The sequence below is a fragment of the Microcystis viridis FACHB-1342 genome, assembly GCF_014698335.1.
Taxonomy (GTDB): Bacteria; Cyanobacteriota; Cyanobacteriia; order Cyanobacteriales; family Microcystaceae; genus Microcystis; species Microcystis ichthyoblabe_A.
The window spans coordinates 56,731-83,158 of record NZ_JACJSV010000001.1 but is presented as its reverse complement, the minus strand read 5'-3'; the positions used below and the strand labels follow the sequence as shown (position 1 = coordinate 83,158).

The following is a 26,428-nucleotide window of genomic DNA, read 5'->3' as shown; positions in this document are numbered from 1 at the left end:
TTTTTAGCGAACTAATAACTTAAATAAGTTTAATTTACCCTTAAAAGGCGGATATTTTAAAGCGGGATTGAACCAAAGAGGTGTTTTCATAATCGCTTTTTGGTGACTAAAATTCTCAAAGGAAAAACGACCATGATAGCTACCAATACCGCTATTTCCTCGACCACCAAAGGGTAAACTAGGATTAGTAAAATGAAAACTATTGTTGTTAATACAACCTCCCCCAAACTGGACTGATTCTAACCATTTCTTTTCGGTATTTGCCTTGGTAGTAAACAGATAAAAAGCTAGAGGGTTAGGGTTTTTAGCAATAATTGCTAAAGCTTCCTCAAAAGTGCTAAAGGCAATGATCGGTAAAATTGGACCGAATATTTCCCCTTGCATAATAGGAGCATCAAGGGAAACATTAGTTAATAAAGTTGGTTGAATATATAAATTTTCTCGATCAGTTTTGCCACCAAAAACAATCTCACCATCTTTGAGCAAGTCAATCAGGCGATCAAATTGTTTATCATTAATTATCTTACCATAATCAGCACTTAATCTGGCATCTTCACCAAAAAAATTAACAATAGTATTAGCTAATTCTCTGATCAAATTCTCCTGCTGGGATTGATGTACTAAAACATAATCAGCTGCGATACACATTTGACCACAATTAGAGAATTTTGTCACGGCAATGCGACGAGTTGCCACGGAAATATTAGCATCAGCTTCGATAACACAGGGACTTTTTCCCCCTAATTCTAGAGTAACAGGAATTAACTTTTCTGCCGCTAGTTGATAAATAATTTTTCCTACCCTTGTACTGCCAGTAAAAAATATATGATCAAAGGTGAAACTGTCTAACATATTCGGAATTACTTCCGCACCATCTCCGGGTACAATTAACACATATTCTTCAGGGAATATTTCTTGAATTATTTCAATTACTAATTTTTCCGTCGCTGAGGCAAATTCACTCGGTTTTAATACCGCACAGTTACCGGCAGCAATAGCACCAACTAAAGGCACTAATAACAATTGGAGGGGATAATTCCAAGCACCAATAATTAACACCACTCCCAAAGGTTCCCGAATAATTTGACTGGAGGAAGGAAAATTTAAGAGATTAGTTTTAACAGGTTTGGGTTGCATCCATGAGCGCAAATTTTTTAAAGCGTTATTAATTTCCCCCAAAAGGAAACCATTTTCAGTAATCCAACAATCTTCGGGACTTTTCTTTAAATCCCTATATAAAGCTTGATATATCTCTCCTTCATATTTAATAATTGCCTGTTTTAACTTCTCTAACTGCTGACGACGGAATTGATAGGAACGAGTGGCACCACTAACAAAATACTGACGCAATTTGGCTAATTTTTCTGAGTTTGACAGCATCGAAATAATTCCTAACTTAATGATGGTAATTCTATGGCATCCACTGGGGACGAATTCCCGCTAGAGGTAATTCAATTAAATCAGATTTACTTGCTTTCACTCCATCTTGTAGGGGAGGAATTAACATCCACAAACGACCACCGATAATTGTTTCTCCTGAGTCAGTAGTCAAGGGATTAGTCGGATTAGTATCATAACTGGTGCGAAGTTGATCAAAAATAATTGCTAAACCATCGGGAGATAAACTAATGTGAATATCACGATAATCGGCTAATTCCAGTAGGGGAGTCACTTGACCAGTCTTCACATCTATTTTAGCAAAATAGGGTTTTTCTTTGTACTCTTGACTGTTAGTAACTAACTCAGTTAACAAACAATATAAATCACTACCAGTGGCATTAAATTGACAATCTATAATCGAACCTTGTAGATTGAGTAAGCGTTTTTGTAATCCTTGATTATTGACATAAAAAAGCGATCGAATATAACGCATTTTGGCATTATCAGTATTAAAATTCACCATTGCCGCAGCCGTACCATCAGCAGAAAAATTCAAAATTCGCCCAAATTTTGGTAAAAAATCTAGGGGTTTTGTTTCGGGTTTTAAGGGCAAAAGCGCAATTCCTTCCCCCTGGGTGACAGCCAAAGTTTTACTATCAGGTGCGATCAAAAATTCGCCACCTTGAATGTTTAATTGTTGGGGTTTTTCCCCCGATTTAACTGCCCATAAATCGAAGTTAATCGGATTGCGGCGCTCAATTCTCTGCACGACAATAGTTTCCCCATCTTTAGATAAATCAAAATGATTATTTTGATAATCTTTATTGTCTAGTACTAACTCAATTTTTGGGGAAGATTGGCCAAAATCAACTTGGTAAAGCTGTAGTTCACGAATTCCCTGTATTCCCTGATTTTTCGCCACAGCCGAAAAGAGGATTTTTTTACCATCAGGATAGAATTCAAAAGCCATAACGGTCAAATTTGCGGGGGTTAAGAGGGTTTTCTTCTCCTCGGTCAAGTTATAAAAAATTAATCTTCCCTGTTCTTCCCCATTAGTGCCAATATAGGCAAAAGCACGATCCCGACTTTTAAATTCTCTTTCAAAAATTGCTAGGGTTTGTCCTAATCGATTACCGCTGGGAAATTGTTCCCTCGCACCTTCAATTTGCAGATGATATTTTTCTCCGTAGGGAATGGGAGAAGTGAGGGTATAAGCTAATCGTCTTCCGGCCCAACTAAACTTCCCCGGCAGCGCAGGATCGATAACTAGATTTTTTTCTACACTAGCATGATCCATGGGGCGATCAAAAGTGATAATAAATGCTTGATCTTCCACTCCAATTTCTCGATTTTCCCAGCTAAATTCCTTGACTCTTGGACCAGTTTGTAAAAGACATTGATTACCACAGCTATTACCCAACCAAATTAAGCCACCAATTACTAAGGTTAGGGATACAATTAATGTTATCGCTAATTTATCAATCGGTTGTAGTTGTAAGGTTTTCAGCATTATAGTAGATGGTTAGTAACAACAACTGCTCACTGCTCACTGATAAGTAGGGAGGCACAATTATTTGTAGGATGGGTTAGCGGTAGCGTAACATGATTGGGCGTTGGGTTTCATGCTTCAACCCAACCTACGTTCATCTTATATTTAATTCCACCCACCTACTTAACTGATAACTGATAACTGATAACTGATAACTGTTAATATCCGTAGGGATCCGCAGGAGTGGGTATAGGTTTCACGGATTTGGCCTTAATTACTAATTGTCTTCTGGTGGTTGATTTTCCTACCTCTACGGGTAAAGATTCCGTGGCCATTTCTCCGGTGATTTCTAACCAGGTATCATTGGGATATTGACTGCGACTTCCTGATAGTTTCACTGGTAAACCCACGGGATAAGCATCCACGGCACAACAGGTAAGAATAAAGCGACTAATTAATAAATAATTATCGGGTAATTGGGGCAATTGCACCACAAAACCTGTGACTTTTACCGGTTGTCCTGTGTAAGCATCAGGTTCAGGGTAAGCATTCAAAGTTCTTACCCATTCAATTAAACTTTTTTCCTCCGGTTTAACGGTAGTACCAAAGGATTGAGTTTGCACGCGAGTTAGGGGTAAAGATTCACTAATTCCCCTCTGTAATGCGATTTGACTACTGAGGGGCTGCGGAGCGATAAATAGGCCTAAAAGGGCAGTTATTACTAATAAACCTGAGCCAAAATGTTGAGGAAGAATGGTAATATGCGATCGATTATCGTTACTATCTAAATTAATCTTTTTTTGCCACTGTTTTAATAATGTCCAAAGCTTGACCAATCCTAGGGCAAATAAAGCAATACTGGTGATGAGAACCAGAAAAAAATAATTAGGATGGATCAGTAAATTTAACTGTCCAGTTATCCAGTATTTAAATAGTAATGAACCCCAACCGATTAGGGCAATAATATCGATAAATTGGGGGGCAATTATTTTTAGACGTGATGAATTCATGGGAAAAACTATCCAGGTACTGACCTAAAATAAATAACTGTGAGTCAAGGTGAGTAAAAAAGTCATTTGCGATGCTAAAGCAAAGAGATAAATTAACATTCTCGGTTTAAAAATAGACAACATTAAACCAATCCCTTTCAGGTCAATCATCGGACCGAACACTAGAAAAGCCAGTAGGGAACTACTGGTAAAACTAGAGGCAAAGGAGAGAGCAAAAAAAGAATCAACTGTGGAACAAATCGAAACAATTACCGCTAACAGCATCATGGCCAAGATCGAAGTAATCGGATCCTGACCCAAATTAAGCACAAATTCCCGGGGAACAAACACCTGTAAACCGGCCGCTATAGCACTTCCTAAGATTAACACTCCTCCTAATTCGCGTAATTCCATCACCACGTTTTCCAGAAAAGTTAACCAGCGCCTTTTCATCGGGATAGCTTGCACCGCCGGTAGGACAGCAGTAGCGGCAAAACTTTCGTCTAAGCGCAAAGTTTGCCCAGAATTACCGATCAGAAAAGAACCGGATTGTAGTAGTAGTGGGATAGATTCTTTTTCCGGTGTTTGCGGTTGCCAATTGAGACTTTTTGCCAAAGAGGTTTGTAGGAGCGGTCGGGGATCTTTTTGGATACTAAAGATAATCCCGATAACCGTAGCGATGAACAAAGAAAAGATAACTCGATAGAAAACAATTTCCGGTTGATCGCGAAAAGCTACCCAAGTGGACCAGATAACAATCGGGTTAATTGTCGGCGCTGCTAAGAGAAAACTAACCGCTACTGCATTCGGCATTCCTTGCACAAGTAAACGTCGCGCCACTGGCACATTGCCACACTCGCAGACGGGGAACAAAAACCCAATACATCCCCCCACAAATGCTCCTAAAACAGCATTGCGAGGCATCAAGGCAACTAGGCGACGTTCATCGACAAATATTAAAAGAATACTAGAGAGAATCACCCCTAGCAGTAAGAAAGGCATCGCTTCCACCAACAGGCTCAGGAATAGGGTAAAGGCATTTTGTAGTTGACTCATCTATCCTCGCCTTGGCAATTAGAGGTTTAAGGGTAAAGACTTAGGAACCCTAGAAAAAGGTTCATCTATCAGTTATCAGTGACCAGTTATCAGTTATCAGTGACCAGTTATCCGTTATCCGTTACAGCCTTTCTCGTCAAGATGAAGTATAACTCAATTTGGTATTGACGACCAGCGACCGGCTCCCCAAAAGGAAAACTTCGTACCTCACCATTAAGATAACTGTTAGAGCAGATTTGAGTTTTCAGTCCACTGATTACTGTTTACTGATCACTGAACTAGAGGACTCGATTAAGCTTGCCGCTTTGATAACCTTCTAGATCGAGGGTGACATAGATAAAGCCTAATTTTTGCAGATCAGCGACTAATTCGCTTAAATTTGTCCGATTAATAAAGTCGGGAATTTCCGCTGCCGGTAATTCAATCCGTGCCGTATCGCCGCTCGATCGCACCCGTAATTGACGATAACCTAATTTTCGCAGATAAATCTCCGCCCGTCCGACTCTTTGCAATTTCTCCAGGCTAATTTCCTCCCCGTAGGGAAAACGGGAACTTAAACAGGGTTGCGCCGGTTTATCCCACCAAGGTAAATTTAAGTAACGGGATAGTTGACGAACTTCGCTTTTTGTGATAGCAATTTCCGCCAAAGGTGAACGAGCGCCGCGTTCCCTAGCTGCTTGAATCCCGGGACGATAATCCCTTAAATCATCAGCATTAACGCCATCGATGACGTAGGAATAACCACGAGCTAGAGCAAGGGGTTTAAGGGTGTCGTGTAGCTCACTTTTGCAGAAATAACAGCGATTAACGGGATTACTGGTGTAATTAGGGTTATTCATTTCCTCGGTTTCCACCAATTCATGTCGAATACCGATATAATCGGCCTGAGCGATCGCTTCTTCCAATTCTTCCGGCAGTAGGGAGGGGGAAACCGCCGTAATTGCCAATGCTTGACTCCCTAGCAAATCATAGGCCACTTTGGCCACTAGGGTACTATCCACGCCCCCAGAATAGGCAATCAGCGCTTTTTCGCTGGTTTGTAAGAGGTTTTGTAATTGTCCGAGTTTATCAAGTAATTGACTGTCCATGGCGGCGATTTTAGCAACTGGTTTAGGGAGACCGTTTTTCATTATATGCCGTGCCGTAATTAATCAGGGCTACCCCTCGATTAATAGACTAACTAAACGAGGTGATAAATTGTGATCGAAAAGTAATTTCATTAGTTAACTAAAATGGTTTGACGTTCACGCTCGGCGGCATAACTCAAACAGGCTAAAATATCCGCCTTGGTTAAGTAAGGAAAATCTTCTAAAATTTCCTCATAAGTCATTCCCGAAGCCAGATAGGAGAGAACATCATAAACAGTAATTCTCATTCCTCTAATACAAGGTTTTCCGCTCCTTTTTCCCGGTTCTATGGTAATAATATCTTTGTATGACATAATGTTGATTAACTGGTGATCAAATCTAAAATTGATGATAGCATTTCGGGACAACCCCTCTGTAGTTGCCCCTGCCAAGGATAATTTATCCCCGACGACGAAGGGAAGCGGCACCCAACGCACCAACAGCGATTAAACTCACTATACCACTAGGTTCGGGGGTTGAAACCGTTGGAGCAGGAGTGATATCCCCATTAAGAGCCACAAACCCACCCCCGGCAACATTAGCGGAGTTATTAGCATAGAACCAGATAGTGGAGGAGTCAGCATTCAGTCCATAGAGACGGAACTGCACCGGTCCGGTTTGGGGTGCTAAACTGCTTAGGTCAAAGCTGTAGGTATTAAAGCTAGTTGTTAAGTTCACTTGTGTCCCTAAATTATTGGTGAACCCATCAACACTAGAGCGCAAGACTAAATCTAGCCGCGTTTCATCCCGCCTCGCATTGAGTTGCAAGTCAGTAAAATCGACTTGAAAACCTGCACTAGGTTGTACGGCAAATTCGACATATTGGCCGGTATTAACAGTGCTATTTCCATTCCACCGATCCGGCGATGTACCAACAGTAGAACCCAAGACGAAATCTGGCTGAACCCGGCGATCTATCCCAGCAGTGTTTAACCCCGTGCTGGTTATATTCGCACCTACATTATCCGCCGCTTTGGGATAGGTTGCGGTAGCGGCATTAAATGAATTCCAACCGGCTACTATTGCCGCTTGAGCAGGAGCAACCCCGGCTAACCCCATCAGAGTCAAGGGGGTTAACATTGTCAGTAATTTTTTCATAGATTTGATGACAGTAATAAGACAAAATTATGATCATATTTAACGCTAGTTTTGCGCCAATACTCTGCAGCGGAGACTATCACAAAAAAAGGGGGGGGTCAAGGGTTATTTAATCATAATTTTTTATTGATTTTTATATTTAAGATAGTTTTGGATTATATAAATATTTTTGACTGGTTGCAAGGTTATAGCTGGCAACGCAGATAAGCGAGGTTCTACCTCTACTTATTTCTTTGACCGAAATGATCACCTTCGCTCCTAGGTTCCCCCGCAATAAATTGACCTGGTGCATCTTACATTTGCAGGAATACCGACAATCAGCAATTATACTAAATCCGTTGAGTATAGGCTACTTATAAAGGAGAGAACCTCATGCAAAAGGGGGAATAAATAATCAGTTTTTAATAACCAGATTTAGTATTAGCTTGTTGGCGAATTTTATCTTTAATATAGTCGGGAATAGGGCTAGGATTCATGCTTCTAATGGTGAAATTAATCCTCTTTTAACCGCTTCATTTAATCCTTGTGCCTTCTTTAACAAGTTTATTTGATAAATTTGCATCAATGACCAAAGTTCCCTATTTTCAAAGGTTGATAAATCCCCCTCTTGTTGTTGATTGAGCAACTCGCTTAATCTTTGATCCTGTTCTGATGCCATTTGTAATTGAGTTAATTTGATAATTTCTTCATCTGATAATGAATTTAGGGATGAGATTTTTTGGCCTTGATAATTGGGACTAATAGAAAAAGCGATCGCTTCTACTAATATATCATTAAGATCACGGTTAATTGAATGGGCTAAGGATTGAGCTAGATTAAAAATCTCATCAGGTAGGGTTAAAGTAATTGAAATGGCCATAAGCCTTTTTTATGTGGGGTTATAGAGATATTATGATTATACCTCAAATTTTTGTTACCCATAGGGATAAACTGGTTCAAAAGTAACAGAATAGCTTCTTTAAGCTTCTTTTATCAACCTCAGATTTCGAGGCAAGATTTACCGATAACTTAACTCACGGCAAGACTGATTAAATTTCGATATAAAATATATTGTCCTAAAGCTATTTCAAAATATCTCATAGGTGAGGGACTTAAAAAGCTTTTGATTTCCACAACAATTTTACGTCCATTTCTTTCAGCAGCCAAAGGTTTTTCTGCTGCTAAATCAGCAAAAATTCAACATCTTTATATTTAATTTTATAAGGATCAGCTAAAATAGTCCAACCGTCTTTAATTAAGGCATTTTTCACGGCTTCATGGTAAATATCTTTTGCTGGCATGGTTCTAAAAAAGTAATTTCATTAGTTATATTTAATTTTATTAACAATCCTAAGTCTGATAAAATCGGTGATCAAATCTAAATCAGTTATCGACTCTGGTTCAAAAGTAACAGAATAGCTCATTTAAGGTTCTATCCCATATATTTTATCCACCTCAGCTGCGGGAATAGTCGCTCTTCCTTGTAATCTTTTTTGTTGGATTTATAATAACTTTTCTTTAGCGGAAAAAACAGTTATAATTCTTTGACTGGCAGTAGGAGTTAGTATCCATAGTCTGGGAATATTTTCTGATAATAAGGGTAAGGGTTGTTGATGACGGTGAGCTTCTCTTTGTAATTGTTCCCGCACAGTAAACAGTTTAGATAAACAGGCAATAATGCCATCAATCGTGACCGGATTGCGATAGGGTTCCAATAAACAAGGGGTTTGAGCTAATTTGCCCAATAGGCCTAATTCGGGCGGTATTTCTGGGGAAGTCGGTCGAAAATACACATCGATTTCTTGAGTTTCTGCCGTCACATCAAGGCTGGTTTTCACGTCACCGGAAGAAGAGAGAAAGGTTTCGAGGTAGTCTTTCACTAAATTTATCCCAAAGAAAGCGAGTCAAGGCTGAATTGATTCAATCAATGATGATGGTTATTTTATCATCTTCAAAGCCTATTTATTAGTTCAGCCAATTAATTAAGTCAGCTTGAGTCTCAAAGTCTAGTAATGCTTCTCCTAAGTCTTCTAATTTTTCTACTGAGAGTTTTTGAATAGTTTCGGTGATATGCGGGGGCAATTCACCAAAACGTCGCTTTAGTTGACGTAGCACTAACTTGGATGCTTCTTTTTGAAGTCCGATAGCTTCTCCTTGTTGAATCCCTTCGATTCTACCTTTTTGAAGTCCGATAGCTTCTCCTTGTTGAATAGCTTTTTCTCTATCTTGTTCGTATAAAGGGGCTAAACGCATGATAAATTTTCTCTCCTCCTGGGTTCTTTTGGGTAAGGCTTGCAAGTTCCTACTTAAATTGTATAATAATTTTAAGGAAGCTGATTTAAAGGGATGACTAGGAGACAAGGACTCTAATTCATCAATCGCTCTGCTTCTGGTTCCTCCTCTACCTAATAATCTTAACCAAAGGGTTTCAGGGGTTTCAGGTAATTGATGCAGGACAATAATGGCTGTGGTTAATGCTGGAGGTAAAAAATAAATTCCTTCTCCCCAATCTGGATGATTGAGAGCGGAAAAAGCAGTTATAATCCTCTGACTGGCCGTAGGAGTTATTATCCATAGTCTAGGGATATTTTCTGCTAATAAGGGTTGTTGATTGCGGTGAGCTTCTCTTTGTAATTGTTCCCGCACCGTCAACAGTTTAGATAAACAAGCGAGAATTCCCTCAATCGTGACCGGATTGCGATAGGGTTCCAATAGACAAGGGGTTTGAGCTAATCGGCCTAATAAACCTAATTCGGGCGGTATTTTGGGGGAAGTCGGTCGAAAATACACATCGATTTCTTGAGTTTCTGCCGTCACATCAAGGCTAGTTTTCACGTCACCGCAAGAAGCGAGAAAAGTTTCGAGGTAATCTTTACTAAATTTATCCCAAAGAAAGCGAGTCAAGGCTGAAGTGATTCAATCAATGATGATGGTTATTTTATCATCTTCAAAGCCTGATTAGGAAAATTGGCAGCATTGCAGCTTTAGTTACAGATTTTTCCTAGTTTTTGCGCTAGAAATGAAAAGTTAATCAGCAAAAAACGCGCTCGACGAATGAAACCGCAAATCATCGTCTGTGGATTAGGTCGCACGGGTTATAAAATCTTTTGTTTACTCAAACAACAATCTGCGGCAGTAGTAGCGATTAGCGATCGCCAAATGGTCTGCGAATACCAGTCTGATATTATTATCGGCGATCCCTGCTCTCCTAAAACTCTCCTGCAAGCTGGTCTCCCGGATGCAGAAACCCTAGTTTTGGCCATCGATAACGACGCACTCAATCTGGAAATTCTCACCCGCGCCAGGATAATTAACCCGAAAATTCGGATAGTTAACCGACTATTTAACGAAACTTTAGGAGAAAGACTCGATCAAACCCTCCCTGCTCACGTTAGCATGAGCGTTGCTTCCCTAGCAGCCCCGATCTTTTCCTTTGCTGCCCTTGGTAATAAAGCTATCGGTCAATTACAGCTATTCGATCGCCTTTGGCCAATTCAAGAGATAATTATCGAGGAAAATCATCCTTGGTGGGGATTACCCCTCTACGAACTTTGGGACGATCCGGCCCGGATGTTAATCTATTATCTCCCCGCTCACGACGAAATCGATCTGGTTTCAGCAGTTCTTTTAGGCAAAAAACTCGCAACTGGCGATCATCTCATTATCGGCAATAAACCGACAATTAAGGCAAAACAGCGTTTTAAACTGCAAAAGTGGCTGAGAAATCTACTCAATCTCCGTCCCTATCAGCACTATGTCCAACCGGTAATTCTTGTCACCCTTTCTCTCCTGGGGATGATTTCCCTTGCTACCATTACCTATCTCAGCGTTAATCAAAAAATTTCCCTCGTCGATTCCCTCTATTTTTCCGTCGGGATGATTACCGGTGCCGGAGGTAACGAAAAAGTGGCCGAATCTACCCCCGATAGTATCAAAATTTTTACCGTGGTCATGATGATTGTCGGTGCGGGGGTTATTGGTATCTGTTATGCTCTCCTCAACGATTTTATTCTCGGTAGTCGCTTTAAGCAGTTTTGGGATGCTACCCGCATTCCCGTCCGCAATCATCACATTATCTGTGGTTTAGGAGGTATCGGCACCCGCATTGTGCGACAATTGCACGACCAAGGCTGTGAAGTGGTGGTGATCGAATCGGACCCCAATAATCGATTTTTGCATTCCGTGCGCTCCTGGGGAATCCCCGTTATCATCGAGGATGCGCGTCTAGTGGCTACCCTAGAAACCGCTAATATTAACAACGCCGAATCTTTGATCGTGGTTACTTACGAGGATATGATTAATGTGGAGATTGCCTTCACTGCTAAAGCGATCGCTCCTAAAATTAATCTAGTTTTACGCTGCTCTCAGGAACAATTCGGGCGATCGATTCAAGAGGTTTTTGATTTTGATACGGTATTATGTCCCCGGGATCTGGCTACCTATTCCTTCGCTGCGGCCGCTTTGGGCGGTAGAATTCTCGGTAATGGCATGACCGATGATCTCCTCTGGGTTGCTTTGGCTACATTAATCACACCTAATCATCCTTTTATGGGGCAAATTATCAAGGAAGCGGCGATGAATGCCGATTTTGTGCCACTTTACTTAGAAAAACAAGGTCAAACTATCCACGGTTGGCAATTACTAGAAATCACTCTCGATCAAGGTGATATTCTTTATCTAACTATGCCGGCTATGCGTTTACAACAGGTTTGGCAAAATACTTCCCTAACTATTCCCCAATCTTTCCCCGATTTAAAATGATTTCTGGTCTTAATTATCTGAGCAAAGCTAGTTATCGCTGTATCTTGAGTTTAGGCAGTGCCGGCAGTATTTTAAGTCTCGCTAGTGCCAGCAGCATTTTAAGTCTGGTTAGTATCGGCAGTATGCTCAGTATTGGCAGCGTCGGCAGTATTCTTAGTATTGGCAGTGTTGGCAGTATTCTTAGTATTGGCAGTGTCGGCAGTATCTTTGGCATTTTTCAATATCATTCTCTGCCTAACTATCCTGAATAGTTCTAATGAACTATTCATTACCGCTTCTTTGTCGATGGCGGTTTTATAAGTTTAAACTGTGGGGCGATCGCTTTTTATCAAAATAGAATTAGAACGGCGATCGCAGTTTTTCTGAGGTGAGAGAGAACAATTTTTTAAGAGCAAACTATCGTTAATTTGATTGTATATGTTATAATCGGGCCGTTGGTTTTAACAAAAATACTACACTGTCCTCAATGCCTCATCTATCCTTTGAGTGGGATAAGCAAAAAAATCAAACCAATCAAAAGAAGCATGGTGTTTCCTTTCAAGAAGCTGAATCTGTTTTCTATGACGAAAATGCTATTCAGTTTTGGGATGATGATCATTCAGAAATGGAAGAGCGATTTTTATTATTGGGTAGAAGCTCAAAAATGCGAATTTTATTAATTGTTCACTGTTATCGAGAAGAGGATTCTGTTATTAGAATTATTTCGGCTCGAAAAGCTACTCAAAAAGAGTCTCAACAATATCGAGGTTATTGTTTATGAAATCAGAGTATGATCTCGCTAATATGAAAAGTCGTCCTAATCCTTTTGCTCAACAACTCAAGCGGCAGGTCACTTTACCTTTAAGGATTGATGTCATTGATTTCTTTGAAAAAAAAGCAAAAGAAAAAGGAATTTCTTATCAGGAACTAATTGATTTATATCTTCAGGATTGTGTGACAAACGACCGAGAAATTTCTTTTTAGCGATCGCTTTTTATTCAAACAGAATAGAAAGAGCGATCGCATTGTGAGCATCAGTTAATAAAATAATAAAGTTCGGGGTCAGGTATTCAGGTTTGCTAATTGTTCCTGAATATTAGCTTGAGTAGAGAGTTTTTCGGATTTTTCCCATAGAGCATTAAAGATACTTTTATCTGTCTCGACAACTCTTGTTTGATAGGAAATATAACCTGATTCTGTTTGACCATTCATAGTTCTTCTCGCTGTAAAAGAATTTCTGGGAACAGATAAGTTTTCGCTAATCAATAGGTTGGTATCATCCCAACGATAGCCTTCATCTTTGGCTTTTTCCTGACAAATACAAGCAACTTCTATGCCACAGTTAAGTTGTTCCTGAATCACCTGTAAATGCTTTGGAGTCGGAGCTTCAGGAAGAATAAAGACTCGTTGAATAGAAATCCCCCTTTTGATTAGTTCTTCGTTAACTTCCCAGAATTTTTGACCAAGGGGATTATCCCACCAGATGGAATCTGTCATGGAGTGAATAGCCAAGATTCGAGATTGACTTTTAGGATCAATGTGTTTGAGTAGTTGACCAACCTTTTCTAAACGGGATTCGCCGCTAATTTCAATGTTAATTTCAGGCATAATTGTGTTAGTCAAAATTGTGCAATCAAGGAGGGTTAGATTATTTTCATCTAATTTAACATCGGTCAAGTTAGCTCCCGTTAAATTAGCTTTGCTCAAATTGGCTCTTGTTAAATCAGCTTTGCTCAAATTGGCATGACTTAAATCGGCTCCTGTTAAATCAGCATTAGTTAAATTAACCCCCGAAAGATTAGCCTTACTGAAGTTACATCCCATCAATTTTGCATCGGAAAGATTGGCCTCACTATCCATTAAATTAACTTGGCTGAAATTCAGTCCATGAAAATCTCGTTCGCCAATTTTGTGCAAATATGTCAATTCTTTTGTGCTATGAATATCGGGGTGATATTCATCGGGTGCATAAACGGCAATCATCGCTTTGACGTAGGCGAAAAAATGAGCCTTGAGAATATTTTCATGGGTGTGGATGGTAATAACTTCTTTACCATCATACTCAACCGCCGCCTTGACAGTTGTGGCTCCTTCTTGACCCGGTGTCAAGTTGGCCAAATAGATAGATTTAAGGGTATGTTTAACCTCAACTAAATGAGCTAGAGCCTCATTAAAAGCAGTACAAAGTGCATCTACTGAACCTTTTTTAAAGGCCGATTCAGTGTAACGTTTTTGAGTTTTTGTATTACATAGGATAACTGTCGCAGCAGTTAAATTGTTATTAGCACAAAGAATTTCAAAGTTCTCAATTTTCCAGCCTTGAAAAAGCAAAAGATTATCTTCAAAGAATAAGTTTTGTTGAGGCTCGTTTTCTAAAAGCTGATTGAGTTTTACTTTTTCATGTTCCATTGCCGCTTTATCGAGATTTTTGAGAGTTCTTTTGATAGATGCCGGCGAGGTATCTTTCCCTAAAAACTGTAAGAATAAGGAAGGAGAACCCACAAAAGGATACCCACTGGCAATGAATTCTCGATCTCTGATGGTGATAATACTTTCTAGGCTATACTTTCTGGCAATCTCAACTTGAATTGCCGTTGTTAAATTAACGTTGGGATATTTTTCTAGGTCGATTTCTTTCAAGTTAACTTGGCCGACGTTAATCTTGCTCAGAAGTTCAATGATCGAACGATTGGCATCTTCTCTAGATTTCAGATTTTTGATATTATGCCAAATTTTGATTAATCCCATTTCGCCGATGTAAGGATTAATTTTTCCCTCTAAAACAAGTCCCATAACCCTAGTAGCTTCACTGTTAAGAGTCGTCTGATTTCTTAATAAAAACTCTTCAATTAGATCGGCATCAATTAAGACTTTTGGAGCTTGAGAATTGTTATCTTTTGATTGGAATACCTCTAAGTTATCAAGAAAAAAATCAATATTTATACTAGGATGATTAGTCACTTTACGCAAACTAAGCTTGATTTCGTACTGCACAAAATCATCAGATTCGCTTTCGAGATTATTTCTCAAATCCCAAAGTTTTTTAATCACTTGAGGCTCAGGATATTCCCCTAATTTCCTTATGATTTCAGCACGGATATCGCTATCCTGTTCCTTTTCTAGTTGAGCTAACAAACCATTAATAATGTCAGCACGGGGACTGGCCGATGTTGTTGCCTCACACAATAACTCTGTGTTTTCCATTTTTAAATTAATCTCCTTGATTGGTGGTATTCTGATCAACAATAATTGGGTCCGAAGCAGAAGGCTCCTCTAATTGCGAATTTTCAGCGTAGCGTGTTGGCAAAACTTCCACTGATTCATCGTCATTAATGTCAGGAAGATAGCCCTTGTTAAAGAGAATCCTTCTTAGGGAAGTAATTCCCAGACGATCACTTTCATGTAAATCAAGGAAAGGTTTAAGATTGTCTCCTATATATCTGTTGAAATCTGCGTTTAGATTTTTGCCGCTGCTATGATTGAACTTTTCAGCCAAATCATCGGCGGAATAAAGCCCTGTAGCCGCCAGATAGAACATAATTTTGTACTTTTCAGATAGGGGTTCGATTTCTTTCAACAAAGCTTCTAGCTTGGGTATATCCAAACCACAGTTTCTTGCCTGCTTTTGGGCATCACACAGTGATGGGGGCATTGACGAGAGCGTCTTCATGGCTGTATTACAGTTTCTTGCCTGCCTTTCGGCATCGGATAGGTTTTGGGGCATTTCGGATAGGTTTTGGGGCATTGACGAGAGCGTCTTCATGGCTGTATTTTCGAGCTAGTTAGCATATTTTGAAATGGAGTACCAACAATTATTGTTTAATGATAGCAACAATTATTGGTTTAAATGGGCAATATTTGTTGGTTTAAATGGGCAATATTTATTGGTTGATATCCTTACAGTAAGTGATTATATTGTGGATACCATTGAAGAAAATAGAGCGATAGTAAAAAACAGTACAAAAAAGCTGGTCGAGTGTTGCCGCACTGCCCAGCCTGAATTAAATAAACGTTCTACCTATCGCTTCCCGTCTTTATTATCTCCACCCTGACGTTTTGCTAGTTCGTTGATGGTGTAGATAAAAACGTAGTCATAGGGATGAATCTTCCCGACAGCTACGCCGTAAGCAAGGGAGCTTAGGAGCATGACAGTGAGTAAGTTCTTCATTATTGATTGACCTCCTGGCTTCTTAGTCCACTAATAAGGTTTTTAAGTCTCCTGGTGGGCTGTTGAGAGGGCTAATCCCGATGATGCGAAGCTAGGAGAGGGCCAGCATCCTCGCGGGTGCTGGCTCTTTACTCATCATTATCATCCCCGCATCTTAGCTTATTAGGGTAGATTGAGTAAAGCTAATAATGTTAGGGATTCCTGACACGAGGAGCAAAACACTACTAGGCAAAAACAAAGATCCTGATCAAATCAACTGCCACCTTAGCCATGAAGACACTTAGCCACAAAACAGAAGATTTGAGTATAGCCGATGTCTCATCCTATTACCCCGATCAATGGGTGGTCTTAGAGATCACTGGTCGCGACAAATATGGCTGGCCAGAGAAAGGTAAGGTTATTGGGTATTCAGACGATAAAAGTAAGCTGATACAAGAGACTAAACATTTGAAGGGAGACTTATATTTGTTTTATACAGGTCTTGTTGACGGTGGTAGGGTTGCTTAAAAATGTTAGAATCCATACAAAAAGCACAATCTCCTTTAGCTTTGGCCCCTCCGTTGGCAGCTGCCATTAAACGAGGCGAAGAAGCGAAGAAGCGGTTCCTATCCAAGCAAGGCGGAACCTTAACCAGCGCCGAGGTTTGTAGTGTTTTAGCCTGTAGTTCTTTGGAATTAGAAACTATGAGGCTCAATCATCAGGTCTTAGGTTTATCTGTCAACGAGGAATTAGTTTATCCCGCTTGGCAATTTATTGATGGCAAAGTTTTGTCTGGTTTAGACCAAGTGTTAGCCGTTTTAAAAGAAGATGGTGCTTGGACACAAATGCTCTTTCTGCTTACGGGTGATATTCGTTTAGAGGGAGCAACCCCGCTAGAAAAACTCCAAAAGGGAGAAATCGATCCAGTGGTTTGGGCCGCTAAGTGCTACGGGAGTCATAGCGCAGCGTAATGGGTTTGCCTCCTTCTGTTTGTGGGTTAGTACGTTTGAGAATTAGTTCACCAATTTTATAAAAAATAATATCTCCTGCAAGAATCAAAAATCTTCAGTAGCAGACAAAAGATAAGAGATAAGGGACTTGCGTAGGAATAATATCCCAGCCAGAAAATCGCTCTGTAGAAGAACCAGACCAGCCAGATGGCACATTATCAAAGCGCAAGTCCCTAACACCTCGAAGGCTCTCCCCCTACTTAGGGTGATCAGCAAACCTGATCGATCGGAGGGCGCATTGCGCCCCTACAGTAACGGATTTTGTCCACAATGTAGGGGCGAACTGCGTTCGCCCAAAAGGTACATTATCAAAGCGCAAGTCCCTAACTATCCTATTCATAAAACCTAAAATTATGTCGAATTTATCCGGGGTTTTAGATATTTTGACCCGATAGCGGCTCGATAACTTACTTTTGCAGGAGATGACTGATCCTCTTGCCCTATTTTGGTAAAATCAACTATAATGGGGAGAAGTTAATCTTTGCCAAGCTTGAGCAGACTTAAACTAATCCCTCAGTGAGCAAGCAATTGAATCCTATGCTTAAAATTGCCCTTTTTGGAACCAGTGCCGATCCTCCTACTGCCGGTCATCAAGCCATACTAAAATGGTTATCGGAACAGTACGATATCGTTGCGGTTTGGGCTGCCGATAATCCCTTTAAAAATCATCAAACCAGTCTCGAACATCGTCTGAGGATGTTAAATTTGCTCATCCGGGATATTCGACCCCCAAGGGATAATATACAACTGCGACGAGAATTAAGCGATCGACGGAGCTTAATTAGTGTGGAAAAAGCGCGAGCAATTTGGGGAGAACAGGAGGAATATACCCTAGTCATTGGTTCCGATTTAGCTGGACAAATTAGGCACTGGTATCGTAGCCAAGAATTACTAGAAAAAGTCAAAATTCTTGTGATTCCCCGTCCAGGATATCCTATTAACCAAGATGATATTAAACAACTGCAAACATTAGGGGGTGATTGTCTGATTGCCGATGTATTTGCTCCGGCTGTATCCTCAACAGATTATCGAGAAAAAGGCGATAAACAGGCTGTTCCCGCACCGATTAAAGATTATATTGAAGGTCAAAAACTTTACGCATGAAACCGCAAAAGACCCTAGTTAATAAATCTCTAGCTGATTTTAAAGTCGGAGTTGATAACGTGATCTTTTCCGTTGATACCCAATTAAATCGGCTGCTAGTGCTTCTGATTAAACGACGGGAAGAACCCTTTAGTAATTACTGGAGTTTACCCGGAACTTTAGTGAGAAATGGGGAATCACTGGAAACGGCAGCCTATCGAATTTTAGCCGAGAAAATTAGCGTCAATAATCTCTATCTGGAACAGTTATATACTTTTGGCAGTCCAGAGGGAGATTCTCCAGCAGCGGCCGAGAGTTTTAGGGAACGTTATCTATCGGTGAGTTACTTCGCTTTAGTGCGGTTTGAAGAAGCAAAGTTAATCACTGAACGGGATTATAATATCACTTGGTATATGATTGATAAAGTGCCAGATTTAGCCTTTAATCACGGTCAAATTTTGGAATATGGCTGGCGAAGATTACGCAATAAAGTAGAATATAGTCCCGTCGCTTTTGAGGTTTTACCAGAATTATTTACTTTAAATGATCTTTATCAATTTTATGAGACAATTTTAGGTAAAAATTTTAGTGATTATTCTAACTTCAGAAATCGGCTATTGAAATTAGGATTTCTCAAGGATATGGGGTTAAAAGTCTCTCGTGGTGCCGGTCGTCCCGCTAGTTTGTATCGCTTTGATGAAAAAGCTTTTGCTCCCTTTAAAGAGCAACCGTTAGTTTTTGTTTAAATAGGAAAAAACATGAGAATTGCTATCGCTCAATTAAATCCCATTGTTGGAGATATCGAAGGAAATGCCCAAAGAGTTTTAGAGGCCGCTCAAACAGCATTTAATCAGGGAGCAGAATTACTTTTAACTCCGGAATTATCCCTCTGTGGTTATCCTCCCAGAGACTTGTTATTAAATCTGGGTTTTGTGGAGAAAATGTCTCAACAATTGCAATTATTGTCCCAACAATTACCAGAAAAATTAGCCGTCTTAGTTGGTTTTGTCGAAAAAAATCCCTCGGCAACGGTCAGAGGAGAAAAGCCGTTATTTAATAGCATAGCTTTGTTAAAAAGTCAAGAAATCAAACAAATTTTTACTAAACGTTTATTGCCTACCTACGATGTTTTTGATGAGGATCGTTACTTTGCTTCTGGGAAAGAAAGTCAATATTTTCAACTAACAGAAAATAATGTAAAAATTGGGGTAACTATCTGTGAAGATGTTTGGAATGATGAACAATTTTGGGGTCAGCGTCAATACGCGGTTAATCCCATCGCCGATTTAGCTAATTTAGGAGTGGATTTAATCGTTAATCTTTCCGCTTCTCCCTACAGTGTCGGTAAGCAAAAATTGCGAGAATCTTTATTATCCCATAGTGCCACTAGATATAATTTACCTATAGTTTATGTCAATCAAGTGGGAGGTAATGATGATTTAATTTTTGATGGTGACAGCGTGGCTTTTAACCGACAAGGAGAAGTGATTTATCGCGCCCAAGCATTTACTTCTAGCCTAGAGTTGATCGAGTTTAATCAGGATTTGTTACCCGCAGTTATTCATCCTTTACCTGTCGATGAAGATGAGGAAATTTATCGAGCTTTAGTCTTAGGAGTGCGAGATTATGTGCAGAAATGCGGTTTTAAACGGGTAATTTTCGGCTTGAGTGGTGGCATTGATTCCAGTTTAGTTGCCGCTATTGCCAGCGACGCATTAGGTAAAGAAAATGTTCTCGCTGTGATGATGCCTTCTCCCTATAGTTCCGACCATTCCATTAGCGATGCAGTGGCTTTAGTTAATAATTTAGGTATCAAAAGTGAGAAGTTAGCAATTAAAGAAATTATGACTGCTTATGATCAACTTTTAGAGCGGCTTTTCGCTGGGACTGATTTCGGTATTGCTGAAGAAAATCTTCAGTCACGCATTCGCGGTAATTTATTAATGGCCCTCTCTAATAAATTCGGTCATTTACTATTATCCACTGGCAATAAATCAGAAATGGCGGTGGGATATTGCACCCTTTACGGTGATATGAATGGTGGTTTAGCAGTGATTGCTGATGTGCCGAAAACCCGTGTTTATTCCCTCTGTCGCTGGTTAAATCGGCACGGGGAAATTCTTCCCCTCAATGTGATTAATAAAGCTCCTAGTGCTGAATTAAAACCCAATCAGAAGGATCAAGATTCTTTACCTCCCTACGAGATTTTAGATGCTATTTTAGCACTATTAATCGATCGCCATCAATCCGCCGAACAAATTATCGCCGCCGGCTTTGAGGCTGAAATTGTGCAGAAAGTGATTAAATTAGTTAAAAATGCCGAATTTAAGCGCAAACAAGCCCCTCCTGGTCTAAAAATTAGCGATCGCGCTTTTGGCACTGGTTGGCGAATGCCTATCGCTAGTCGTTGGGGTTAGGGGGGTTATCAGTTATCAGTTATCAGTTATCAGTTATCAGTTATCAGTTATCAGTTATCAGTTATTAGTTATCAGTTATCAGTTATCAGTTATCAGTTATCAGTTATTAGTTATTAGTTATTAGTTATTAGTTATTAGTTATTAGTTAAGTATCTAAGCAAAATTAATTACACATTTCGATAAAGCTTTTGCCTTTTGCCTCCTGCCTTTTGCCTATCCTAACCAATAAATTAATTTTGCACAACTACTTATAAGATGTGAGTTATCAGTTATCATTGATTAGTGATTGGTCACTGATTACTGATTACTGATTACTGATCACTGTTTACTGATTACTGTTCACTGAAAGGGGTATTCGTGAGAGAGGAAGGGTAAGGGGATTAATTCTCCTGTTGCCTCGCCGATTTGTACTTTTAAACCCTCTCCTCCCGCTTTTGTTTTCACATAACCCAAGCCAAAATCCTCCAGCACACTGGTGAGTAAACCGACTTTTTGCGCTTCTAAAATAATCGGGGTATTGCTGGGGACGGGTTGGCTGAGTTTTATGCCCCAAAGTCTTTGTTTTACGCCTTTATAGGTGTTGAGACGGGCGATAGTTTCTTGACCAATATAACAGCCCTTATCAAAGACAATCGCTCGCCATAAACCGGCCTCTAAAGGGTTATAGTCTTCGGTTAATTCTCGATCGACTGCCGGTCGGCCCTGATGGATTCTCAGGTATTCCCACACCTGCTCATCGGCGGGAGTAACGCCATTTTTTATTAAATTTTCCCAGAGGGGACCGGCTTCGGCGGCGGCAACGATTAAAGTATATCCGGGCAGATCTAAGCCGGTGCCGACGGCCACTCTCAGGGGGGGGTCAGAAAGGAGATAATGACTATGCTGCACCCCCGTTAAAATCTGCTCTGGAATGGCGATTTTTTGCAGGTATTGCCCGCTTTTAGCACCGATTAGGGTGACAATGGCAAAATTATCGGTTAAGTCGCTAATTTCCACTTTATCGAAGGGGAAAATATAGCGATCGATCAATTCCAGTAAAAATTGACGACGTTGGGGAGAAACGAGGATGAGGAGGGAGTCATCGCCAGAGTAAACTGTGACAAAATCGAGAGTACGACCGGTAGAGTTAAGGAAAATTGTCTCACAACCCTGACCCGGTTTCAGGCGATCGATAGCGTTACTGGTTTGATTGTGGAGAAAACGCAGTCGGTCCTGGCCTTTTAATTCTAATAAACCCCAATCGGAGCGATCGATTAAAATTGTTTGGGATGCTAAATTTTGGGGATCATTACTGTAATTTTTCAGAAAATTAGCGGCATACTCTGCCTTGATCGTTTCTAAATCTGCTTTCATGGAGGTAAATTAGCGAATAATTGCTTAATAATGCGCTCGGTTTTCGTTTCCAAACTCTGCCAATCTAGTTCACCGGTGGGGTCGAGGAGACTGGTATCGATGGTGACGCTCTCTCCCTCATCGGTGGGATAATCGAGAAAACAGACTTGAAAACAAAGTTCCCAAATATTTACAGTAACGGAGCGATCGAGATAAGTCAAACAGAGCAGATAACTGGGATAGGGATCTTGAATTTCTGTATAAGTTCCTTTCCAGAGGGAATTTTCTAACTGTTTACGCAGATTATCCAGCACCCGAATAAATGCCGGCTGCATTAATAATTGTGCCTGTTCCCAAGCGATAATATCTTTAAATTTTGGATTCATCTTATCAGTTATCAGTTATCAGTTATCAGTTATCAGTAAACAGTAAACTGATAACTGATAACTGATTTAGGCTGTTACGAGGGTTGCTTCCTTAGCTGCCATCATTTTCATCAGGTCTAACATCCGGCAGGAGTAACCCCATTCGTTATCGTACCAAGAGACGACCTTAAAGAAATTGGCATTAAGTTGAATGCCAGCTTTAGCATCAAAGATACTGGAACGGGGGTCAGTGATAAAGTCACTCGATACCACTTCCTCATCGGTATAACCGAGGATACCTTTCATCGGACCTTCGCTGGCGGCTTTCATAGCGGCGCAGATTTCCTCGTAACTGGTGGCTTTTTCGGTTTTAAAGGTTAAATCCACCGCCGAAACGTTGGGAGTTGGCACACGGAAGGCCATACCGGTTAATTTGCCTTTTAGGGAAGGAATAACTAGGGTTACTGCTTTGGCTGCTCCCGTGGAGGAGGGGATAATATTTTGACCAGCGCCGCGACCACCGCGCCAATCTTTTTTCGATGGACCATCCACGGTGGGTTGAGTGGCGGTCATCGAGTGTACCGTGGTCATTAATCCTTCCGCTAGTCCGAAGTTATCGTTAATAACTTTGGTGATCGGGGCTAAACAATTGGTGGTACAACTAGCGTTAGAGACGATCAGATCCTTAGCGGGATCGTATTCATTATCGTTAACGCCCAGTACAATAGTACGAATCTTGTCGGGATCTTTGGTGGGTGCGGAGATAACCACCCGTTTGGCCCCGGCTTCTAGGTGTTTTCCTGCCCCTTCCGCGGTGGTAAATAAACCAGTGGACTCGACCACATAATCGGCCCCAGTTGCACCCCAGGGCAGTTGAGCAGGGTCTTTAATCGAGTAACAGGGGATAAACTTACCATCCACGACGATGCCATCTTCTTTTGCTTCTACCGTACCCTGAAAACGTCCGTGGGTGGAGTCGTATTTGAGCAGATAGGCAATATTATCGGAGGGAACCAGATCATTTATACCAACAAACTCGAAATCAGGATTTTGGATACCCGCCCTAAAAACGAGGCGACCGATACGACCAAATCCGTTGATAGCGACTCTTACTTTTGTCATGAAAAAAACTCCTTTGCAGCTGCGATAAGCTTAGGCACGATCAAGAAACAATAATTTGAGAATTGATTGGCCTCTAGAGAATCACTATATATGCTAATCAGCTTTTGTTGCTCGCTAGATGAAGTATAGAAAGATTTTAAGTTTCAGTGCTTCAAAAGCTATCCTAGTAGTCCTCACCACTGGCATCGAGAAGGCCTAATTAGGCTCTTCCCGACAAACTAGGGTGTAACCCTATAGTATTTTGGGAAAAGCTGACATTAAAAAATAATTAAAATTTTTCTGAGAATTATTGTTACCTAAGTTAAGAAGATATTAATTTTCCTTTAAAAGCGATTTAAAAACGCCGCCCGACTGACATAAATTCCCCTGGCCGGATTGGCAAAATATAGCTTATTTTAATAGTTTTTTACGCTCCGAAAGGTTAGACTCTTGATTACAGTTTGAAAACTGACCGAGGGTTAACCCTCTCGATAATCTGGAGAAATTGTCTATCAACTCTCTTAATCTCATCCTTCATAGATATCGGAGAAATATTCATGGTATCCGCACCAGAAAGACCCTTAACAGAGCAAAATCCCCTTTCTCAAGACGAACTCTATAAAACCCATGCCTATTGGCGCGCTTGTAACTATTTAGCTGTAGGTATGATTTATCTGCGCGATAATCCCCTGCTCAAAGAACATCTTAAACCCGAACACGTTAAGTATCGCTTACTTGGTCACTGGGGAGCGAGTCCGGCCTTAAGTTTTACCTACGTTCACCTCAACCGTTTAATCAAAAAATACGACCTCGATATGATTTTTATGGCCGGTCCCGGCCATGGGGCGCCGGGGGTACTCGGTCCGGTTTATCTAGAAGGAACCTATTCGGAAATTTACCCCGATAAAAGTGAAGACGAGGAAGGATTACAAAAATTCTTTAAACAATTTTCTTTTCCCGGTCACATCGGTAGTCACGTCACCCCCGAAACCCCCGGTTCTATCCATGAGGGCGGCGAACTGGGTTATAGTGTTTCCCATGCCTACGGTTCTGTTTTTGACAATCCCGACCTAATTACGGCCGTGGTGGTGGGTGATGGGGAAGCAGAAACCGGCCCCCTTGCCACCGCATGGCACTCGAATAAATTCCTTAACCCGATTCGCGATGGTGCGGTACTGCCAATTTTAAACTTAAACGGTTATAAAATCGCTAATCCCACCATTCTCTCCCGTATTTCGACCCACGAGTTAGAAAGTCTCTTTGTCGGTTACGGTTACACTCCCTACATCGTCGAATGTAAGGAAGATGAAGACCTCATGCACTGCCATCAAAAAATGGCCGCTACCCTAGAACACTGTATCAATCAGATTCGCTCCTATCAACAGGAAGCTCGCAGCACAGGAGTGGCTAAACGTTACCCCTGGCCGATGATTATCCTCCGGTCTCCCAAGGGTTGGACAGGTCCGAAAAAGGTTGATGGTCATAAAGTAGAAGGATTCTGGCGCGCTCACCAAGTCCCCATGGGTGCTATGCACGAAAACCCGGACCACTTGAGAAAATTAGAGGAGTGGATGAAAAGCTATAACCCGGAGGAATTATTTGACTATGCCACGGGTCAATTTAAGCCGGAATTTAAAGAACTCGCTCCTATTGGTCATCGTCGCATGAGTGCTAATCCGCACGCTAATGGCGGATTGCTGCGTAAAGACCTAAAAATGCCCGATTTTCGTCAATATGCCGTAGATGTCACCCACCCGGGCCAAGTGGAAGCGGAAAACACGGGAGTGATGGGGGTATTTTTGCGGGATGTAATGCGAAATAATATGACTAATTTTCGCGTTTTTGGTCCCGATGAAACTGCTTCTAATCGTTTAGCAGCTCTCTATGAAGTGACTAAAAAAGCTTGGTTAGCTGATACCTATCCGGAGGATTTAGATGGTAGCCAATTATCTGCCGATGGTCGGGTGATGGAGATGCTGAGTGAACATACTTTAGTCGGTTGGTTAGAGGGTTATTTATTATCCGGTCGTCACGGTTTATTTCACTCCTACGAGGCTTTTGCCCACGTTATCGATTCCATGTTCAACCAACACGCTAAATGGCTCGATATCTGCAAAAATCATGTACCTTGGCGTGCTTCTGTTTCCTCTTGGAATCTGTTATTATCCTCGGTGGTTTGGCGGCAGGATCACAATGGTTTTAGTCACCAAGACCCCGGTTTTATCGATTTAGTAACCAATAAAAGTGCCGACGTGGTGCGGGTTTATCTTCCCCCCGATGGGAATTGTTTATTAAGTGTGACTAATCACTGTCTCAAGAGCAAGGATTACACTAATATTATCGTTGCTGATAAACAGAAACACCTGCAATACTTGACCATTGAAGAAGCAATTAAACACTGCACTAAAGGTATCGGTATTTGGGATTGGGCAAGTAACGATGATGACGGAACAAATCCCGATGAACCAGATGTAATTATGGCTTGCTGTGGGGATATTATCACTAAAGAATCTTTAGCGGCCACGGCAATTCTGCGGGAGGAATTCCCCTACTTAAAAGTTCGCTTTATCAATGTGGTTGATCTGTTTAAATTACAGTCGGAAAGTGAACACCCCCACGGTTTATCGGAACGGGATTTTGATAGTTTATTTACCACTGATAAGCCAATTATCTTTAATTTCCACGGTTATCCTTGGCTGATTCATAAACTTACCTACCGTCGCAGTAATCAGGAACGTATTCATGTGCGTGGTTACAAGGAAGAAGGGAATATTAATACTCCCCTAGAATTAGCGATTCGTAACCAAGTTGATCGTTTTCATCTAGTAATTGATGTGATTGATCGCGTGCCAAAATTAGGTTCTGCTGCCGGTCATGTGAAAGAACGAATGAAAAATGCCATTATCGATAATCTCGATTATGCTTTTACCAATGGCATCGATAAGGACGAGATTACTAACTGGAAATGGCCCTATTAATTAGGCTAGAAAGTGGTTTAGGTGATGATAATTTATTAGTTTATCGATAAATTTCATCTTCCTATTCCACCTAAATAAAATATTATTTGAGTTTAATTATGGTGCAATTAATAGAGTTTGTATATAGCGGTTTTCAC

At 40.8% G+C, this 26,428-nt stretch carries 26 protein-coding genes and 1 pseudogene; 11 read left to right on the top strand and 16 right to left on the bottom strand.

Features of this window, described 5'->3' with window-relative positions; translation table 11 throughout:
* Positions 1-3: 3 nt before the first annotated feature.
* The 11 genes and pseudogenes from H6G40_RS00385 to H6G40_RS00335 form a co-directional block, all read right to left on the bottom strand.
* Entirely contained in the window at positions 4-1,380 is a 1,377-nt protein-coding gene (locus H6G40_RS00385) for an aldehyde dehydrogenase (protein WP_069474798.1), read from the bottom strand.
* A gap of 31 nt (positions 1,381-1,411) precedes the next feature.
* On the bottom strand, positions 1,412-2,890 hold the full coding sequence (locus H6G40_RS00380; protein ID WP_190537112.1) for an Ig-like domain-containing domain: 1,479 nt from the start codon (positions 2,888-2,890) through the stop codon (positions 1,412-1,414).
* Between the two features lie 197 nt (positions 2,891-3,087).
* A complete protein-coding gene (locus H6G40_RS00375) occupies positions 3,088-3,879 on the bottom strand; it encodes a TIGR03943 family putative permease subunit (RefSeq protein ID WP_069474797.1) in 792 nt (263 codons plus the stop codon).
* A 24-nt stretch (positions 3,880-3,903) separates the two neighbouring features.
* On the bottom strand, positions 3,904-4,914 hold the full coding sequence (locus H6G40_RS00370) for a permease (protein ID WP_069474796.1): 1,011 nt from the start codon (positions 4,912-4,914) through the stop codon (positions 3,904-3,906).
* 278 nt (positions 4,915-5,192) lie between these two features.
* Positions 5,193-6,002 (bottom strand): ATP-dependent sacrificial sulfur transferase LarE, encoded by an 810-nt coding sequence (gene larE / locus H6G40_RS00365; RefSeq protein ID WP_002740227.1) that lies wholly within the window; start codon positions 6,000-6,002, stop codon positions 5,193-5,195.
* A 131-nt stretch (positions 6,003-6,133) separates the two neighbouring features.
* Entirely contained in the window at positions 6,134-6,355 is a 222-nt protein-coding gene (locus H6G40_RS00360; protein ID WP_002750124.1) for a DUF433 domain-containing protein, read from the bottom strand.
* 85 nt (positions 6,356-6,440) lie between these two features.
* A complete protein-coding gene (locus H6G40_RS00355) occupies positions 6,441-7,139 on the bottom strand; it encodes a PEP-CTERM sorting domain-containing protein (RefSeq protein WP_069474795.1) in 699 nt (232 codons plus the stop codon).
* A gap of 472 nt (positions 7,140-7,611) precedes the next feature.
* A complete protein-coding gene (locus H6G40_RS00350; protein WP_002739795.1) occupies positions 7,612-7,998 on the bottom strand; it encodes a hypothetical protein in 387 nt (128 codons plus the stop codon).
* Positions 7,999-8,159: 161 nt separating this feature from the next.
* Positions 8,160-8,419, bottom strand: a pseudogene (locus H6G40_RS00345) (element excision factor XisH family protein); the annotation flags it as partial.
* A gap of 201 nt (positions 8,420-8,620) precedes the next feature.
* Positions 8,621-8,998, bottom strand: coding sequence for a hypothetical protein (locus H6G40_RS00340; RefSeq protein WP_002739479.1), 378 nt, complete (start codon positions 8,996-8,998; stop codon positions 8,621-8,623).
* 85 nt (positions 8,999-9,083) lie between these two features.
* Positions 9,084-10,022, bottom strand: coding sequence for a DUF4351 domain-containing protein (locus tag H6G40_RS00335; RefSeq protein WP_123231016.1), 939 nt, complete (start codon positions 10,020-10,022; stop codon positions 9,084-9,086).
* Between the two features lie 150 nt (positions 10,023-10,172).
* Here H6G40_RS00335 and H6G40_RS00330 point away from each other — a divergent pair, with 150 nt between their 5' ends.
* The 4 genes from H6G40_RS00330 to H6G40_RS00315 all read left to right on the top strand — a co-directional run bounded on the left by H6G40_RS00330 (position 10,173) and on the right by H6G40_RS00315 (position 12,842).
* The gene (locus H6G40_RS00330) at positions 10,173-11,879 is read left to right on the top strand and encodes a potassium channel family protein (RefSeq protein ID WP_190537110.1); all 1,707 of its coding nucleotides are present in this window, start codon (positions 10,173-10,175) and stop codon (positions 11,877-11,879) included.
* Positions 11,876-12,130 carry a hypothetical protein gene (locus H6G40_RS00325; protein ID WP_002776534.1) on the top strand — a complete coding sequence of 85 codons (255 nt, stop codon included), beginning with the start codon at positions 11,876-11,878 and terminating at the stop codon, positions 12,128-12,130. Before H6G40_RS00330 ends, H6G40_RS00325 begins: the two co-directional genes overlap by 4 nt.
* A 215-nt stretch (positions 12,131-12,345) precedes the next feature.
* On the top strand, positions 12,346-12,639 hold the full coding sequence (locus H6G40_RS00320) for a BrnT family toxin (protein ID WP_002776536.1): 294 nt from the start codon (positions 12,346-12,348) through the stop codon (positions 12,637-12,639).
* Positions 12,636-12,842, top strand: coding sequence for a UPF0223 family protein (locus H6G40_RS00315; protein ID WP_002740011.1), 207 nt, complete (start codon positions 12,636-12,638; stop codon positions 12,840-12,842). The genes H6G40_RS00320 and H6G40_RS00315 overlap by 4 nt, the downstream gene beginning before the upstream one ends.
* Positions 12,843-12,920: 78 nt before the next feature.
* Here the strand turns inward: H6G40_RS00315 and H6G40_RS00310 are convergent, their stop codons facing one another.
* Complete coding sequence (locus H6G40_RS00310; protein WP_190537108.1) at positions 12,921-15,062, bottom strand: pentapeptide repeat-containing protein; 2,142 nt, start codon at positions 15,060-15,062, stop codon at positions 12,921-12,923.
* A gap of 7 nt (positions 15,063-15,069) precedes the next feature.
* Positions 15,070-15,603 carry a hypothetical protein gene (locus H6G40_RS00305; RefSeq protein WP_190537135.1) on the bottom strand — a complete coding sequence of 178 codons (534 nt, stop codon included), beginning with the start codon at positions 15,601-15,603 and terminating at the stop codon, positions 15,070-15,072.
* A 52-nt stretch (positions 15,604-15,655) separates the two neighbouring features.
* Between H6G40_RS00305 and H6G40_RS00300 the strand changes: the two genes are divergently transcribed.
* From H6G40_RS00300 to H6G40_RS00275, 6 genes are all read left to right on the top strand, one after another.
* Complete coding sequence (locus H6G40_RS00300; RefSeq protein WP_185238005.1) at positions 15,656-15,910, top strand: hypothetical protein; 255 nt, start codon at positions 15,656-15,658, stop codon at positions 15,908-15,910.
* 386 nt (positions 15,911-16,296) lie between these two features.
* Positions 16,297-16,533: a hypothetical protein gene (locus H6G40_RS00295; RefSeq protein WP_016515387.1), complete on the top strand. Its 237-nt coding sequence runs from the start codon at positions 16,297-16,299 to the stop codon at positions 16,531-16,533.
* Positions 16,534-16,535: 2 nt separating this feature from the next.
* Positions 16,536-16,976: a hypothetical protein gene (locus H6G40_RS00290; protein ID WP_190537106.1), complete on the top strand. Its 441-nt coding sequence runs from the start codon at positions 16,536-16,538 to the stop codon at positions 16,974-16,976.
* Between the two features lie 576 nt (positions 16,977-17,552).
* Positions 17,553-18,119 (top strand): nicotinate-nucleotide adenylyltransferase, encoded by a 567-nt coding sequence (locus H6G40_RS00285; protein ID WP_190537104.1) that lies wholly within the window; start codon positions 17,553-17,555, stop codon positions 18,117-18,119.
* Positions 18,116-18,844, top strand: coding sequence for an NUDIX hydrolase (locus H6G40_RS00280; RefSeq protein WP_190537102.1), 729 nt, complete (start codon positions 18,116-18,118; stop codon positions 18,842-18,844). The genes H6G40_RS00285 and H6G40_RS00280 overlap by 4 nt, the downstream gene beginning before the upstream one ends.
* 12 nt (positions 18,845-18,856) lie before the next feature.
* On the top strand, positions 18,857-20,515 hold the full coding sequence (locus H6G40_RS00275; protein WP_190537100.1) for an NAD+ synthase: 1,659 nt from the start codon (positions 18,857-18,859) through the stop codon (positions 20,513-20,515).
* Between the two features lie 339 nt (positions 20,516-20,854).
* Here H6G40_RS00275 and ygfZ read toward each other — a convergent pair whose 3' ends face one another.
* The 3 genes from ygfZ to gap form a co-directional block, all read right to left on the bottom strand.
* Positions 20,855-21,868: a CAF17-like 4Fe-4S cluster assembly/insertion protein YgfZ gene (gene ygfZ, locus H6G40_RS00270; protein ID WP_190537099.1), complete on the bottom strand. Its 1,014-nt coding sequence runs from the start codon at positions 21,866-21,868 to the stop codon at positions 20,855-20,857.
* Complete coding sequence (locus H6G40_RS00265; RefSeq protein ID WP_123231023.1) at positions 21,865-22,233, bottom strand: hypothetical protein; 369 nt, start codon at positions 22,231-22,233, stop codon at positions 21,865-21,867. Before H6G40_RS00265 ends, ygfZ begins: the two co-directional genes overlap by 4 nt.
* A gap of 66 nt (positions 22,234-22,299) precedes the next feature.
* Positions 22,300-23,334: a type I glyceraldehyde-3-phosphate dehydrogenase gene (gene gap, locus H6G40_RS00260; protein ID WP_002739710.1), complete on the bottom strand. Its 1,035-nt coding sequence runs from the start codon at positions 23,332-23,334 to the stop codon at positions 22,300-22,302.
* A 536-nt stretch (positions 23,335-23,870) separates the two neighbouring features.
* Here gap and H6G40_RS00255 point away from each other — a divergent pair.
* The gene (locus tag H6G40_RS00255) at positions 23,871-26,291 is read left to right on the top strand and encodes a phosphoketolase family protein (RefSeq protein ID WP_002739607.1); all 2,421 of its coding nucleotides are present in this window, start codon (positions 23,871-23,873) and stop codon (positions 26,289-26,291) included.
* Positions 26,292-26,428: the final 137 nt, after the last annotated feature.

Excerpts from the sequence above, each read along its gene's own strand:
- H6G40_RS00310 (WP_190537108.1), bottom strand. The coding sequence starts at position 15,062 with ATGGAAAACACAGAGTTATTGTGTGAGGCAACAACATCGGCCAGTCCC.
- H6G40_RS00300 (WP_185238005.1), top strand. The coding sequence starts at position 15,656 with ATGGAGTACCAACAATTATTGTTTAATGATAGCAACAATTATTGGTTT.
- H6G40_RS00355 (WP_069474795.1), bottom strand. The coding sequence starts at position 7,139 with ATGAAAAAATTACTGACAATGTTAACCCCCTTGACTCTGATGGGGTTA.
- H6G40_RS00325 (WP_002776534.1), top strand. The coding sequence starts at position 11,876 with ATGATTTCTGGTCTTAATTATCTGAGCAAAGCTAGTTATCGCTGTATC.
- H6G40_RS00320 (WP_002776536.1), top strand. The coding sequence starts at position 12,346 with ATGCCTCATCTATCCTTTGAGTGGGATAAGCAAAAAAATCAAACCAAT.
- H6G40_RS00275 (WP_190537100.1), top strand. The coding sequence starts at position 18,857 with ATGAGAATTGCTATCGCTCAATTAAATCCCATTGTTGGAGATATCGAA.
- H6G40_RS00330 (WP_190537110.1), top strand. The coding sequence starts at position 10,173 with ATGAAACCGCAAATCATCGTCTGTGGATTAGGTCGCACGGGTTATAAA.
- H6G40_RS00370 (WP_069474796.1), bottom strand. The coding sequence starts at position 4,914 with ATGAGTCAACTACAAAATGCCTTTACCCTATTCCTGAGCCTGTTGGTG.
- H6G40_RS00285 (WP_190537104.1), top strand. The coding sequence starts at position 17,553 with ATGCTTAAAATTGCCCTTTTTGGAACCAGTGCCGATCCTCCTACTGCC.
- H6G40_RS00295 (WP_016515387.1), top strand. The coding sequence starts at position 16,297 with ATGAAGACACTTAGCCACAAAACAGAAGATTTGAGTATAGCCGATGTC.
- larE (WP_002740227.1), bottom strand. The coding sequence starts at position 6,002 with ATGGACAGTCAATTACTTGATAAACTCGGACAATTACAAAACCTCTTA.
- ygfZ (WP_190537099.1), bottom strand. The coding sequence starts at position 21,868 with ATGAAAGCAGATTTAGAAACGATCAAGGCAGAGTATGCCGCTAATTTT.
- H6G40_RS00380 (WP_190537112.1), bottom strand. The coding sequence starts at position 2,890 with ATGCTGAAAACCTTACAACTACAACCGATTGATAAATTAGCGATAACA.
- gap (WP_002739710.1), bottom strand. The coding sequence starts at position 23,334 with ATGACAAAAGTAAGAGTCGCTATCAACGGATTTGGTCGTATCGGTCGC.
- H6G40_RS00265 (WP_123231023.1), bottom strand. The coding sequence starts at position 22,233 with ATGAATCCAAAATTTAAAGATATTATCGCTTGGGAACAGGCACAATTA.
- H6G40_RS00350 (WP_002739795.1), bottom strand. The coding sequence starts at position 7,998 with ATGGCCATTTCAATTACTTTAACCCTACCTGATGAGATTTTTAATCTA.
- H6G40_RS00360 (WP_002750124.1), bottom strand. The coding sequence starts at position 6,355 with ATGTCATACAAAGATATTATTACCATAGAACCGGGAAAAAGGAGCGGA.
- H6G40_RS00255 (WP_002739607.1), top strand. The coding sequence starts at position 23,871 with ATGGTATCCGCACCAGAAAGACCCTTAACAGAGCAAAATCCCCTTTCT.
- H6G40_RS00280 (WP_190537102.1), top strand. The coding sequence starts at position 18,116 with ATGAAACCGCAAAAGACCCTAGTTAATAAATCTCTAGCTGATTTTAAA.
- H6G40_RS00290 (WP_190537106.1), top strand. The coding sequence starts at position 16,536 with ATGTTAGAATCCATACAAAAAGCACAATCTCCTTTAGCTTTGGCCCCT.
- H6G40_RS00375 (WP_069474797.1), bottom strand. The coding sequence starts at position 3,879 with ATGAATTCATCACGTCTAAAAATAATTGCCCCCCAATTTATCGATATT.
- H6G40_RS00385 (WP_069474798.1), bottom strand. The coding sequence starts at position 1,380 with ATGCTGTCAAACTCAGAAAAATTAGCCAAATTGCGTCAGTATTTTGTT.
- H6G40_RS00305 (WP_190537135.1), bottom strand. The coding sequence starts at position 15,603 with ATGCCCCAAAACCTATCCGAAATGCCCCAAAACCTATCCGATGCCGAA.
- H6G40_RS00315 (WP_002740011.1), top strand. The coding sequence starts at position 12,636 with ATGAAATCAGAGTATGATCTCGCTAATATGAAAAGTCGTCCTAATCCT.